The 12,352-nt window shown below is 76.1% G+C and carries 13 protein-coding genes; 7 read left to right on the forward strand and 6 right to left on the reverse strand.

Going from position 1 to position 12,352, the window contains the following annotated elements; genetic code table 11:
* Positions 1-16 precede the first annotated feature (16 nt).
* Positions 17-904: a LysR substrate-binding domain-containing protein gene (locus tag FHN55_RS00085; protein ID WP_139709579.1), complete on the reverse strand. Its 888-nt coding sequence runs from the start codon at positions 902-904 to the stop codon at positions 17-19.
* 81 nt (positions 905-985) lie between these two features.
* On the opposite strand from FHN55_RS00085, the gene FHN55_RS00090 reads away from it, so the two are divergent.
* The 5 genes from FHN55_RS00090 to FHN55_RS00110 all read left to right on the forward strand — a co-directional run bounded on the left by FHN55_RS00090 (position 986) and on the right by FHN55_RS00110 (position 6,365).
* A complete protein-coding gene (locus FHN55_RS00090) occupies positions 986-2,185 on the forward strand; it encodes a thiolase family protein (RefSeq protein ID WP_139709581.1) in 1,200 nt (399 codons plus the stop codon).
* Positions 2,182-2,931 (forward strand): 3-oxoacid CoA-transferase subunit A, encoded by a 750-nt coding sequence (locus FHN55_RS00095; protein WP_257570582.1) that lies wholly within the window; start codon positions 2,182-2,184, stop codon positions 2,929-2,931. The genes FHN55_RS00090 and FHN55_RS00095 overlap by 4 nt, the downstream gene beginning before the upstream one ends.
* Positions 2,928-3,599 (forward strand): 3-oxoacid CoA-transferase subunit B, encoded by a 672-nt coding sequence (locus FHN55_RS00100; protein ID WP_139709582.1) that lies wholly within the window; start codon positions 2,928-2,930, stop codon positions 3,597-3,599. The genes FHN55_RS00095 and FHN55_RS00100 overlap by 4 nt, the downstream gene beginning before the upstream one ends.
* A gap of 174 nt (positions 3,600-3,773) precedes the next feature.
* Entirely contained in the window at positions 3,774-6,176 is a 2,403-nt protein-coding gene (locus tag FHN55_RS00105; protein WP_218974205.1) for a DEAD/DEAH box helicase, read from the forward strand.
* Between the two features lie 54 nt (positions 6,177-6,230).
* Complete coding sequence (locus FHN55_RS00110; RefSeq protein WP_306821772.1) at positions 6,231-6,365, forward strand: hypothetical protein; 135 nt, start codon at positions 6,231-6,233, stop codon at positions 6,363-6,365.
* 29 nt (positions 6,366-6,394) lie between these two features.
* Here FHN55_RS00110 and FHN55_RS00115 read toward each other — a convergent pair whose 3' ends face one another.
* From FHN55_RS00115 to FHN55_RS00125, 3 genes are all read right to left on the reverse strand, one after another.
* Complete coding sequence (locus tag FHN55_RS00115) at positions 6,395-7,144, reverse strand: helix-turn-helix transcriptional regulator (protein ID WP_139709583.1); 750 nt, start codon at positions 7,142-7,144, stop codon at positions 6,395-6,397.
* A gap of 672 nt (positions 7,145-7,816) precedes the next feature.
* Entirely contained in the window at positions 7,817-8,350 is a 534-nt protein-coding gene (locus FHN55_RS00120) for a hypothetical protein (RefSeq protein WP_139709584.1), read from the reverse strand.
* A gap of 204 nt (positions 8,351-8,554) precedes the next feature.
* Positions 8,555-9,841 carry a glycosyltransferase gene (locus FHN55_RS00125; protein ID WP_139709585.1) on the reverse strand — a complete coding sequence of 429 codons (1,287 nt, stop codon included), beginning with the start codon at positions 9,839-9,841 and terminating at the stop codon, positions 8,555-8,557.
* A gap of 290 nt (positions 9,842-10,131) precedes the next feature.
* On the opposite strand from FHN55_RS00125, the gene FHN55_RS00130 reads away from it, so the two are divergent.
* Positions 10,132-10,335, forward strand: coding sequence for a hypothetical protein (locus tag FHN55_RS00130; protein WP_139709586.1), 204 nt, complete (start codon positions 10,132-10,134; stop codon positions 10,333-10,335).
* Between the two features lie 9 nt (positions 10,336-10,344).
* On the opposite strand, the gene FHN55_RS00135 is transcribed toward FHN55_RS00130, so the two are convergent.
* Positions 10,345-11,190, reverse strand: coding sequence for an OBAP family protein (locus FHN55_RS00135; protein WP_257570583.1), 846 nt, complete (start codon positions 11,188-11,190; stop codon positions 10,345-10,347).
* A 115-nt stretch (positions 11,191-11,305) separates the two neighbouring features.
* Entirely contained in the window at positions 11,306-11,734 is a 429-nt protein-coding gene (locus tag FHN55_RS00140) for a hypothetical protein (protein ID WP_139709587.1), read from the reverse strand.
* Between the two features lie 343 nt (positions 11,735-12,077).
* Here FHN55_RS00140 and FHN55_RS00145 point away from each other — a divergent pair, with 343 nt between their 5' ends.
* A complete protein-coding gene (locus tag FHN55_RS00145) occupies positions 12,078-12,344 on the forward strand; it encodes a hypothetical protein (RefSeq protein ID WP_139709588.1) in 267 nt (88 codons plus the stop codon).
* The last annotated feature ends 8 nt before the right edge of the window (positions 12,345-12,352 follow it).

Raw genomic sequence — 12,352 nt, forward strand, 5'->3', positions numbered from 1 at the left:
GGAGGCGCGACGACGGTCAGGGCGTCGCGGCAGCGGTGCGGACCGCCTCCGCGACGCGCTGCACCAGCGCCGAGGGCCCCTCCCGGTGGACCAGGGCCAGGGGCACCTCGACCGGAGCGCCGGCCAGGGGACGGTGGACCACGCCGTCCAGGCGCAGCGCGCGCACCGCCTCGGGCACCAGCCCGAAGCCGAGGCCCGCGGCCACGAGCGCGACGAGGGTGCCGGTCTCCCCCACCTCGATCACCTCCGGCTCGAAGCCAGCGGCCCGGCACGCGTCCAGCACCAGCGGCTGCAGGGTCGAGCGGCGTCCACCGGGGTGCGCCACGAGCGGCTCGCCCGCCAGCTCGGCCAGGCCCACCCGCTCCTGCCCCGCGAGGCGGTGGCCGGCCGGCAGGGCGACCAGGAGGGGCTCGCGGCGCAGCTCCTGGACCACGAGGCCCGCGGGCGGCGGGCCCGCGGGTCGCAGCACGGCGAGGTCGAGGTCGTCGGCCACGACGCTGTCGAGCAGCGCGGGCGCCAGCTGCTCGCCGTGCAGCTCCAGCTCGACCTCGGGCAGCTCGCTGCGCACGCGGCGCGCGACGGACGGCAGCAGCTCGTACGTCGCCGTCCCGACGAACCCGAGCCTCACCCGCCCGGCCCTCCCCGCGGCCACGAGGGCGAGGTCGGCGGCCGTCCGGTCCAGGGCGGCGAGCACGCCCCGGGCGCGCTCCTGCAGCAGCCGGCCCGCGGCCGTCAGCTCCACCCGCCGCGTGGTCCGCTCGAGCAGGCGGGCGCCCACCTGCTGCTCCAGGCTCTTGAGCTGCTGGGACAGCGCAGGCTGGGCGACGTGCAGGCGGGCGGCGGCGCGGCCGAAGTGCTGCTCCTCGGCGAGGACGACGAAGGAGCGCAGCAGCCGGGTCTCCACGACCCCATTGATGCACTGTTCTTATCAAAAGTGCCACAACTCGTCTTGGACGTCGATCGATCGGGCCTCTAGCGTCGAGGCATGCCCTCGGCCCACCTCTACGCCAGCGCGCGCACGCCGTTCGGCCGCTTCGGCGGAGCCCTCGCCGGCGTCCGCCCCGACGACCTCGCCGCCACCGCCCTCACGGCAGCCCTCGCGAAGGCCCCCGCCCTGGACCCCGCCCGCATCGACGACGTCGTCTGGGGCTGCGCCAACCAGGCCGGCGAGGACAACCGCAACGTCGGCCGCATGGCCGTGCTCCTCGCCGGGCTGCCCACGAGCATCCCCGCGACCACCGTCAACCGGTTGTGCGGCTCCTCCCTGGACGCCGCCGCGCTCGCCTCGCGCAGCATCGAGACGGGCGACGCCGACGTCGTCGTCGCCGGGGGCGTGGAGTCGATGTCGCGCGCGCCGTGGGTGCTGCCCAAGCCGGAGCGGGCCTACCCGGCCGGCGACGTGACGGCGGCGTCCACGACGCTGGGCTGGCGGCTGGTGAACCCGGACATGCCCGCCGAGTGGACGGCCCCCCTCGGGGAGTGCAACGAGCAGCTCGCGCAGCGACTGGGGATCGGCCGCGAGCGGCAGGACGAGTTCGCCGCCCGCTCCCACCAGCTCGCCGCGAAGGCGTGGGCCGACGGCTTCTTCGACGACCTCGTGGTCGGGGTCGACGGCGTGGACCTGCCGCGTGACGAGTGCGTGCGCGACGGCTCCACCCCGCAGACCCTGGCCAAGCTCAAGCCGTCCTTCCGCAGCCCCGCCGACGGCGGCACCATCACCGCCGGCAACGCCAGCCCGCTCACCGACGGCGCCTCCGCGCTGGTGATCGGCTCGGAGGCCGCCGCCACCGCCCTGGGAGTCGCTCCCCTGGCGCGCATCGCCGGCCGCGGGGCGCACGCCCTCGACCCGAGGGACTTCGGCCTCGGGCCCGTCGAGGCCGCGAACCAGGCCCTCGCCCGCGCCGGCATCAGCTGGTCCGACGTCGGCGCCGTGGAGCTCAACGAGGCCTTCGCCGTGCAGTCCCTCGCCTGCCTGGACGCCTGGGACGTCGACCCCGACCTCGTCAACACCCGCGGCGGCGCGATCGCCCTGGGCCACCCCCTCGGCGCCTCCGGCGCACGGCTGCTGGGCACGCTCGCCGCGGTGCTCCGCGAGCGCGACGCCCGCTGGGGCGTGGCGGCGCTGTGCATCGGCGTGGGCCAGGGCCTGGCCGTGGTGCTGGAGAACCAGGAGGCCAGCCGGTGAGCCGCACGCAGTTCCACACCGGGACGACGGCCGCCGAGGCCGCCGACGCCGCGCTGGCCGCCTCGGGCATCACCTCCGGGATGACGGTGCTCGTCGGCGGGTTCGGGATGGCCGGCATGCCGGTGGCCCTGGTCGACGCCCTCATCCGCCACGGCGCCGACGACCTCACCGTGGTGAGCAACAACGCCGGCAACGGCGACACCGGCCTGGCCGCCCTGCTGGCCGCCGGCCGCGTGCGCAAGGTGGTCTGCTCCTTCCCCCGCCAGCACGACTCCTGGGTCTTCGACGGGCTCTACCGCGCCGGCCGCATCGAGCTGGAGGTGGTCCCCCAGGGCACGCTCGCCGAGCGGATGCGCGCCGCGGGCGCCGGCATCGGGGCGTTCTTCTGCCCCACCGGCGTCGGCACGCTGCTCGCCGAGGGCAAGGAGACCCGCACCATCGACGGGCGCGAGCACGTGCTCGAGACGGCGCTGCGCGGTGACGTGGCGCTCATCGGCGCGCACCGGTCCGACGGCGTCGGCAACCTGGTCTACCGCAAGACCGCCCGCAACTTCGGGCCCGTCATGGCGACGGCGGCCGCGGTCACCGTGGTCCAGGTGGACGAGGTGGTCCCCACCGGGGCGCTGGACCCGGAGGCCGTGGTCACCCCGCGCATCTACGTCGACCACGTCGTGGACCTCTCGCCGGCGACCGGCCCGACGACCGACCCGACGACCGACCCGACGACCGAGGAGCCGCAGGCATGAGCACCGTCACCAGCACGCTCGAGCACCTCGACCGCGGGCCGCTCTCGCGCGACGAGATGGCCGCCGTGGTGGCCCGCGACATCCCGGACGGCTCCTTCGTCAACCTCGGCATCGGGCAGCCCACGAGCGTCGCGGGGCACCTGCGCCCCGAGGCGGGCGTGGTGCTGCACACCGAGAACGGCATGCTCGGCATGGGCCCGGAGGCCCACGGCGAGGAGGTCGACCCCGACCTCACCAACGCCGGCAAGGTGCCCGTCACCGAGCCGCCGGGAGCGGCGTACTTCCACCACGCCGACTCCTTCGCCATGATGCGCGGCGGCCACCTCGACGTCTGCGTGCTCGGGGCGTTCCAGGTCTCCGCGAACGGTGACCTCGCCAACTGGCACACCGGCGCACCGGACGCCATCCCCGCCGTCGGCGGCGCGATGGACCTGGCGAACGGCGCCAAGGACGTGCTCGTGATGATGACGCTGTTCGCCAAGGACGGCTCCCCCAAGCTCGTGCCCGCGTGCACGTACCCGCTCACGGGCGTCGGGTGCGTCAGCCGCGTCTACACCGAGGTCGCGCTCTTCGACGTCAGCGGGCCGCAGGTCGTGGTCCTGGAGACCTGGGGGACGTCGGTGGAGGAGCTGGCCGGCCGCCTCGACGTGCCGCTGCACCGCGCCTGAGGCTCCCGGCAGCGGCACCGGCGGCCGCCGCGGGCGCCTACCATGGAGGGCGAACGCCCCCTGACCTGACGACCCGGGCACGACGCCTGGTGGTCCCGCGGCCGGCTCCTGAGCGAGCGCCGCCCAGTCAGCGGGCGCTGACGTGGCGCTCCGGCGCCTCGACGCCTCCAGGAGGTGGCATTGGCCCAGGGCCAGCGCGGGGACGACGGTCGCCGCAGCAACGGCGGCTCCACCCGCGGCGACTCACGCCGCGACTCCCGCGACAACCGCGGTGGCAGCGGCGGCGGGCGCCGCGGCGGCGCCCCGACCCGCCAGCGCAAGGACGTGGTCGCCGTCCTGTCCGACGGCGTGCGCGAGGTCCAGTCGGCGGTGAAGGCGGGACGCCTGACCCCCGCGGTCCGCTCGCGCTTCCAGGCGGTGGCGCTGCTCCTGCGCGAGGAGCGCGCCCGCGTGCAGGCGGCCCCCCTCGCCGAGGCCCGGCGCGCCGAGCGCCTCAAGCGCCTCGACGGCGTGGCCCAGCAGCTGGCGGTGGCCGCGGTCCGCGACGCCGGGCTGCTGCACCTGCTCACCGACGACGCCGTCATCGCCCCCTCCTCCCGCGCCCTGCTGCGCGAGATGCAGCGCGAGGCCGGCATCACCCCGCCCGCTGCACCGGAGGCTCCCTCCCAGCAGGTGTCGGCACCGGTCGCCTCGCCGTTCGCGGCGCCGGGCGAGGGCTCCGCGCCGGCTGCCTCCGAGCGCGCCGTGGTGCCCACCTCGGTGGCCTCCCGGCAGCTGGCCAACCCCTTCCTGGCGCCCGTCTTCACGGCCCAGCCCGACCACGCGTTCCTCCCCCGCCGCCTGGGCGGCTGGGACCTCGTGGCCGCGCTGCTGAGCGCCTTCGAGCGGGCCGGCGGCGGCGACGCCGCGTGCATGGAGCTGCCCGCCCCCACCGCGCAGTACACCCCCGCGGGCAAGGAGCTCATGCAGCACCAGGGCGAGCTGGTGGCCGCCGCCGCGCAGGGGCACCGCACGTTCCTGCTGGCCGACGAGCCCGGCCTGGGCAAGACCGCGCAGGCGCTGCTCGCGGCGGAGGCGGCGATGGCGTACCCGCTGCTCGTCGTCGTCCCGAGCGTGGTGAAGACCAACTGGGCCCGCGAGGCCGGCCTGTGGGTGCCGCACCGCTCCACCACCGTGGTGCAGGGCAGCGGCGAGAGCGTCAACGGCTTCGCCGACGTCGTGGTGGTCAACTACGAGGTGCTCGACCGGCACCTGGGCTGGCTGGGCGACTTCGGCTTCCGCGGGATGGTGGTCGACGAGGCGCACTTCATCAAGAACAAGACCTCGCAGCGCTCCCAGAACGTGCTGACCATCGCCGACCGCGTCCGGGCCCGCACGCCCGACCCGCTGGTCATGGCGCTGACGGGCACGCCGCTCATCAACGACGTCGACGACTTCCGCGCCATCTGGCAGCTGCTCGGCTGGACCGACGGCACCCGGCCGGTGCCGCGGCTGCTGGAGTCCCTGGAGGACCTCGACAGGACCCCGGCCGACCCCGACTTCTACCCCGGGGCCCGCCGGGCGGTCATCGACCTGGGCATCGTGCGCCGCCGCAAGGTGGACGTGGCCGCCGACATCCCCTCCCGCCGCGTGGCCGACCTCCCGGTGGACCTCGACGGGCCCGCCGGCCGCTCCGTGCGCGCCGCCGAGCGCCACCTGGCGCTGCGCATGGTGGAGCGCTACGAGCGGGCCATCGCGCACCGCGCCGCCGCCGGGCTGGACGGTGCGCTGGCCATGGGCGCCGAGGACGACGAGCGCGTCGACGTGGTCCCGGCTGCCGCCGGACAGCCCTCCGAGGACGTCCCGCAGGAGCTGTCCGACGCGGTGGAGGAGGCGTACGAGGCGCTCGGCGCGACCTTCGCCGCCCCGGAGGTCCCGGTCATCGACGCGGCGCTCGTGCGGCGGGTGGCCAAGGCCGAGCTCAAGGACGGCGAGACCGCCGACGGCGAGAACGTCTTCAGCGTGGTGCGGCGCATCGGCCGGGCCAAGGCGGAGCTGGCGGCGGACTACACCGCGCAGCTGGCGCGCAGCGCCGGCAAGGTCGTCTTCTTCGCCAAGCACGTCGAGGTCATGGACGCCGCCGAGGAGCTCTTCGAGCGGCAGGGCCTGCGGTACGCCTCGGTGCGCGGCGGCCAGACGCCGGAGGTGCGGCAGCGCAACGTCGACGCCTTCACGGGTGACCCCGACGTCGCCGTCGTCGTCTGCTCGCTCACGGCGGCCGGCGTGGGGCTCAACCTGCAGGTGGCCTCCGACGTCGTGCTCGCCGAGCTGTCGTGGACCGACGCCGAGCAGACGCAGGCGATCGACCGGGTGCACCGCATCGGCCAGACCGAACCGGTGACGGCGTGGCGGGTCATCGCGGCGCAGACGCTCGACGCCCGGATCGCCGGGATGATCGACGCCAAGGCGGGGCTGGCGGCGCGCGCGCTGGACGGCTCCGACGAGGAGGTCGCCGACTCCGTCGACGTCCAGCTGGAGGCGCTGGTGGGCCTGCTCACCGACGCCCTCGAGGAGAAGCTCGGCGTCCCCACCTCCTGACGCGGCGCCAGGTCCTCGAGGCCGGATCCGGCCTCGAGGACCCGACGCCTGGGCATGACCGTGGCCGACCGCCGCGCGCCCGCGCCGGACGGGTGCCGGACGTCGGCCGCGCTCGAGCTCGACCGCGACCGCTTCCGGGACCTCGTGGTGGACGCCCTGGAGCGCATCGGCGAGCCGCACGCCGGCTGACCGGCCGGACGGTCGAGACCCGGCGTGCGTCAGGTGCGCAGGGTGCGGCTGGGCGGTACCCCGTAGGAGCGCTGGTAGGCGGCGCTGAACCTGCTGGCGCTCGCCCAGCCCCACCGACGGGCCACCGCCGCCACGGTGTCGCCCGCGGTGGCCTGCGCGGTCTGCAGCTCGCGGTGGGCCCGCTCCAGCCGCACCCGCCGCAGCAGGGCCGTGGGGGTGGTGCCCAGGTGGCGCGCGAAGGCCAGCTGCAGCGCGCGAGGTCCCACGCCCGCCGCTCGCGCGATGTCGCTGACGGTCAGCGGCTGGTCGGCGTGGGCCTCCAGGTGGGCCACCGCCCGGCGCACGACGGCCGGCGCCACCCACCCCGGCCCGGCGGCAGCCGAGGCGCTCAGGGCGGTGTTGGGGAAGGTGACCAGCGCGGTGGCGGCCACGAGGTCGGCCAGCGCAGCGGCCACCAGCGGACTGGACCCGGCTGCGCTGGGCGCGGCCAGCTGGGAGCGGGCGAAGGCCGTCACGTGCAGCCAGCCCCGGCGCAGGCCGTCGTCCAGCGGCGTGTGCCCGTCGAAGCGCAGGTCACCACCTCTCGGGGAGCCCGCGGGAGCGCCGACCCGGTCGCCGGCAGGACTGGCGTCGACCCCCTCATCAGCCCCCTCGTCTGCTCCCAGGCCGAAGCGCTCCACGGCCACCCGCTCCAGCACCCCCAGGGGCAGGCGCACGGTGTGCAGCTCCAGCGCCTCGTAGCGGGCGCTCAGGTGGTCGGTGGTGGAGAAGCGGTACACCCCCTCCGGGAGCCATCGGCACCGCTGCGCGACCGGCGGTGTACAGGCAGGTCCCCCGCACCCAGGTGGCGACCATGAAGCAGTCCGGCGGTGCCATGGTGGCGTGCATCCCCATGGAGATGCTGAGCTGGTCGGCGGCCACCTGACCCGCCCTGGCCGAGCGCAGGCGGCAGGTGAAGCCCGCGGCGTCACCGCGCAGGCGGATCGGTCGCTCGGAGGTGTAGACGTCGGTCAGGACCGCTTGGGCGACGTCCGGCCGGTGGGTGGTGAGCTCGTCGACCTCGACCGGCATGCGCCCGTCCTCCGTCGAAGGACCAGTCAGCAGGCTGCCGTGCTGGACCCGCGAGAGACCTCAAGGTAGGCCGGGTCCCAGCCGGCCGGTAGCCGTTGTGCGAAGGCCTCCGCCGCTGCGCGAACGCTGACGGCTCAGCCGCGCGCCGGCTGGCGGGGTGGGCGGTGTACTGCTGTGACGCGGCCACCTCCCGTCCCGGGACGGAGCTGGCGCGAGGTCCGGGGACTCGCACGACCGGGTCCCCGGACCGCCCCCCACCTGCTGGCGGTCCGCACGCGGGCGAGCCCGCCCCAGCCGCCCGGCACGAGGACCGCCGGGGGCGAGCGGCCGGCGAGCACGTCCGGGGACGTGCCGCCGGCCGCTGGTCCGGGCGCCCCCCGTCAGCGGGTGCGGTCTGCGGTGAGGGCCGCGTGGTCGGCGTGGTCGGCGTCGTCGCCCTCGACGTCCCGGGCGAGCAGGCCGGAGCCGATGGCCCAGACAGCCGCCCCGAGGATCCCCACGTAGACGCCGATCTGCGCCACGAGGTCGTCACCGCGCTCGAGGCCGCCCATCGGGTTGAGGGCGAAGGCGACCGTCTGCAGGGTCGCCGCGATGCCGACGGCCATCGAGACCAGCGTCAGACCGCGGTGCTGGCCGCGGCGCGCCCGCTTGGCGGCGTACGCCATCGCCAGCACCAGCCCGATGCCGAGGTAGGCGATGAAGGGGACCAGGGAGTCCGTCTCGTAGCCGGTGCGGCCCTCGGAGGCGCCGTCGCGGTCGACCCACTGCAGGAAGGGGCTGACGTTGAAGACGACGACGCCGAGCGCGGTCACCGCGAGGCCGGTGCCCTTGGCCCGGCGCGTCAGGCGGGTGGCGCCGTCGGAGCCCGCCGACCCCGAGGTGCTGGTCGAGCTGGTGGTGTGGTGATCGGCCATGGTGGGGACCTCTCCTGCATCGGACGTTCACTGAGCGCGGTCCGCGCGAGCGGACGGCAGAGCGATCGAGCGAGCGGTGGAGGGGGTTCTCACAGGCCGTCAACCGGTGCTGTTCGCACTCAGGGCTGTCGGCGGGGTCTTCCACGCGACGCCGTCCACGCTAGGCACGGCCTGGGGTCCGCGCGACAGGATCACGCGCTCCGCTCAGCGCGCGGGGCGCGGGGACGCACGGCGTGGCGGCTCCGCGCGGGCGAAGACCCAGCGGCGAAGCAGCAGGAAGCGCAGCGCGGTGGCCACCACGTTGGCCAGCACCAGCGCCGTCAGCTCCACGGCGCGCGAGGGGTCCGCCAGGGCGTGGAGCACCGCCAGCGCCCCCGACGTCAGTCCCAGCGCCGCCGCGAAGACCACCAGCCCCTGGGCGTGGTCACGCACCAGTCCCCCGCCACCGGTGACCCCGAACGTCAGCCGCCGGTTGGCCGCGGTGTTGGCCAGCGCCGTGAGCAGCAGCGCGACGAGGTTGGCCCCCTGCGGCCCGACGGTGCCGCGCAGCCCCAGGTACAGCGCCAGGTAGGCGAGCGTGCTGAGCACGCCGACGGCGCCGAACCGCACCACCTGCCCGAGCAGTCCCCGGGGCACGCCGGGGACCGCCGGCTCCAGGGGCGCGCGCCCGAGCTGGGTGCGCAGCGCGGCCAGCGGCAGCGAACCGGTGGCGAAGGCGCGGCCCAGGCGGAGGATGCCGCGCACGTCCTCGGTGGCGGTCCTGACGATGTCGACGCTGCTGTCGGGGTCGTCCACCCAGTCCACCGGCACCTCGGCGATGCGCGCCCCGGAGCGCTCGGCGAGCACCAGCAGCTCGGTGTCGAAGAACCACCCGGTGTCCTCCACCAGCGGCAGCAGCTGCTCGGCGACGTCCTTGCGGACCGCCTTGAAGCCGCACTGCGCGTCGCTGAACCGCGCACCCAGGCTGCGGCGCAGCAGCACGTTGTAGGAGCGGGAGATCAGCTCCCGCTTGGGGCCGCGCACCACCCGGCTGCCACGAGCCAGGCGCGAGCCGATGGCGATGTCGGAGTGCCCGGAGACCAACGGCGCCACCAGCGGCAGCAGCGCGGCCAGGTCGGTGGACAGGTCCACGTCCGTGTACACCAGCACCGGGGCGTCGGAGGCCGACCAGACCGCCTTCAGCGCCCGGCCGCGGCCCTTGGCGGGCAGGTGGACGGCGACCACCCCGGGCAGCGCCGCCTGCAGGGTGTCGGCGACCGCGGCGGTGGCGTCGGTGCTGGCGTTGTCGGCGATGGTGATGCGGAACGGGTAGGGCAGCGCGGTGGACAGGTGGGTGTGCAGGCGGCGCACGCAGGGCTCGAGGTCGTCCTGCTCGTTGAAGACCGGGACGACGACGTCGAGCAGCGGCCTCCCGGGCTGCGCCACGAGCAGCGTGCGCGAGGGCTGCAGGGAGGGGCTGGACCCGGCACCGTCCAGCAGGGACGTCGTCATGCACCGAGGTTCGGCGCGCTGCCTCGTGCGCCGGTGTGCCGCTGCTGTGGCGCCGCTGTGCCTCGCCCCCGCGGCCGGTTCCGGCACCTCGCGGCGGCCACGGCGCGTCTGCCCGGGCGGTGGGTCGGCGATCAGCGCTCACCCGCCCGCCGCGCTGAGGGTGCCGGGCTGTCGCGGGTCCGCCGAAGGAGGGTGCGGAGGTCCGGGGCGCAGCGCCCCACGGGAGGGTCGCGTCCGCCAGGATGCTCGACGGAGGTCCCTCGCCCGAGGGGCCGCTCCTGGGGGTCGCTGTGGAGACGACGGGACGTTGCGGCGGCCGCCAGGGGCTGCGCCACCAGTGCGGGCTGGCCGCCCTGCACAGCGGCGACCACCGCCTCGGCGAGCGCACGTGGCCGCGCAGCCCGCGGGAGCAGGCCGCCTACGAGCGCCAGCTCGAGGAGCTGAGGGCGCTGCGCGACCAGGCCATCCGCTGGCGGCAGCGCGCCGGCGAGTAGCGCCGCGGGTCAGGGCGCGCCGCGGGCGGGTCGGCGCACCTCCACCTCCTCGAACCGCAGCTGCGGGGTGGTGCCGCCCTCCCAGGCGTCGGCGCCCGGCAGGGGCTCACCCACCTCGATGCCACGACGGCGCCGCCGCCGGCGCGCCGTGGACGTGCCGAGCCTGGCGTCACGCGCGTCCAGCAGCTCCGGGCGCAGCTGCCCGTCCCCGGTGAAGGCCATCATCAGCTGGGGTGGGCCGAGCGGGACCTCGCGGTCGCGGTCGTGCTGCCAGGTGTGGAACGTCTTGCCGTAGGTGCCGGCCAGGTGCTCGACGTGGGCGTGCTCGGCGGCCCCGGGGGCTCCCGGTGCGACCAGGGTCCCCGAGCGCACCTCGTGGCGGTGGCTGTGCCACAGCCGCCGCTCCTCCTCCGGCAGCTCCCGGAACCGCTCCTCGCTGACGATGTACTCCACGCCGATGAGGCGGGCGTCGGGCGCGTCGCTGTCGTAGATGACGCACTGGTGCAGGCCGTCGCGGCGGTGGCTGCACAGATGGGTGGCCTCCACCTGCCGGCCGAGGTCGTGGGCGTAGAAGTGGAAGCCGTTCAGGTGGGTGCTCACCGCCTCCAGCGGGCGCTTGCGCTGCACCAGCGCGGCGGCGGTGTCGAGTGCGCGCAGCCTCAGGGACGGCCCGTGGCCTGCGCGGGCCACCTGCACCACCCGGCGGGCGAGCACGGCTGCGGAGGCGAGCAGGGCGCCGGTGGCCGCTCCCCGGGCGAAGCCCCACCTCCCCCGCGCCGGCTGTCCCGGCGCGGGGGGCAGTGCGCGCCGGGTGGGGCGTGCGGGCGGACGGGTGCGGGCCGGGCTGGTGGGCACGGGGCCTCCTCGAGCGTCGCAGCGGGGCCCGGCGGGCTCGACCCCTCCTGGCCCTACCCCGCACCGGCGCCGGCACGCCCGCCGCGGGGCTCGGGCGGCTGCGCCGCCCGAGCCGTCAGGACGTGACCTGCTGCACCAGCTGCACGATCCACGGCCAGATGTCGCGGGCCCGGTCCACGGCCTGGTCCGCCGTGGCGATGATCGGCCAGACCGACGCCGCCAGGGACACGAGCCAGGCGACCACGGCCAGCGTCCACGACAGCCACCCCTGGCGGGAGGCCGCGGCGGCCACGAGCAGCCCGAGGGCCAGCAGGTAGCCGAGCACCACCACCGCGGTGATGGAGCCCACCGGGACGGACAGCACCGGTCCCGCGCTGGCGGCGGCGCCCACGAGCCCCAGGACCGGGCCGAGCACCAGCAGCGCGGTGAGCACCACGAGCACGGCCCCGACCAGCGCGGCGACGAAGCGGACGGGCAGCGCCCTGCCGCCGCGTGCGCGCGTGCGGAAGGTGGTGCGGGACGAGTACGAGACGGAACGAGCCACGACGGCCTCCTCGGTCTGGAGCCGGCGGCGCTGACGTGGCGCCGCTGCCACCGCGGCGTCGCGGTGGCCTGGTCGTTCTTACACCGTAAGGAGACAGGCCGCCCCTCGAGGCGAGCCAGCGCCGCGCCGGCGGAGGTGGTCGTCCTCGCGGGACCGCACGAGCTCGTCGTCGCGCCAGCCCGGGGTGCTCACCACCAGCTCCAGCGCAGCCCGGTACGCGGCGCGGACGCCGCGCTTCCGGTGCGCGGACGACTCCCGAAGTGCAGACGGCGACGCGGGCACGGGGTCCGCGGCTGCGAGCGCCGAGCGGGTGATGCTCGCTGCTCCCCCTGGAAGGACCCGCATGACCCTCGCGCTGCCCGACGGCGACGACCTGGTGGACCTCGTGCACGACGCGGACCACGTGGCCCTCGTGGACCTGAGCGACGTGGCCACGTGCGCCGCCCGCCGGCGCGGGCGCGGCTGCGCCCTGCCGGTCCTCCACGACGGGCAGCACGACGACGGCGAGCGCACCTGGCGGCGCAGCGGGCCCGACCAGCGACGGCGTGACGCCCTCGTCGTCGTCGTCGAGCGGCTCCGCCAGGAGGTGGCGGAGCCGCTCTCCGTGTGAGGAGGTGC

Origin of the sequence: Streptomyces sp. NP160 (assembly GCF_006335115.1) — a bacterium.
Classification (GTDB): Bacteria; Actinomycetota; Actinomycetes; order Actinomycetales; family Quadrisphaeraceae; genus Quadrisphaera.

Coding starts and splice junctions, on each gene's coding strand:
- FHN55_RS00090 (WP_139709581.1), top strand. CDS start 986: ATGCCCTCGGCCCACCTCTACGCCAGCGCGCGCACGCCGTTCGGCCGC.
- FHN55_RS00100 (WP_139709582.1), top strand. CDS start 2,928: ATGAGCACCGTCACCAGCACGCTCGAGCACCTCGACCGCGGGCCGCTC.
- FHN55_RS00110 (WP_306821772.1), top strand. CDS start 6,231: ATGACCGTGGCCGACCGCCGCGCGCCCGCGCCGGACGGGTGCCGGACG.
- FHN55_RS00120 (WP_139709584.1), bottom strand. CDS start 8,350: ATGGCCGATCACCACACCACCAGCTCGACCAGCACCTCGGGGTCGGCG.
- FHN55_RS00125 (WP_139709585.1), bottom strand. CDS start 9,841: ATGACGACGTCCCTGCTGGACGGTGCCGGGTCCAGCCCCTCCCTGCAG.
- FHN55_RS00145 (WP_139709588.1), top strand. CDS start 12,078: ATGACCCTCGCGCTGCCCGACGGCGACGACCTGGTGGACCTCGTGCAC.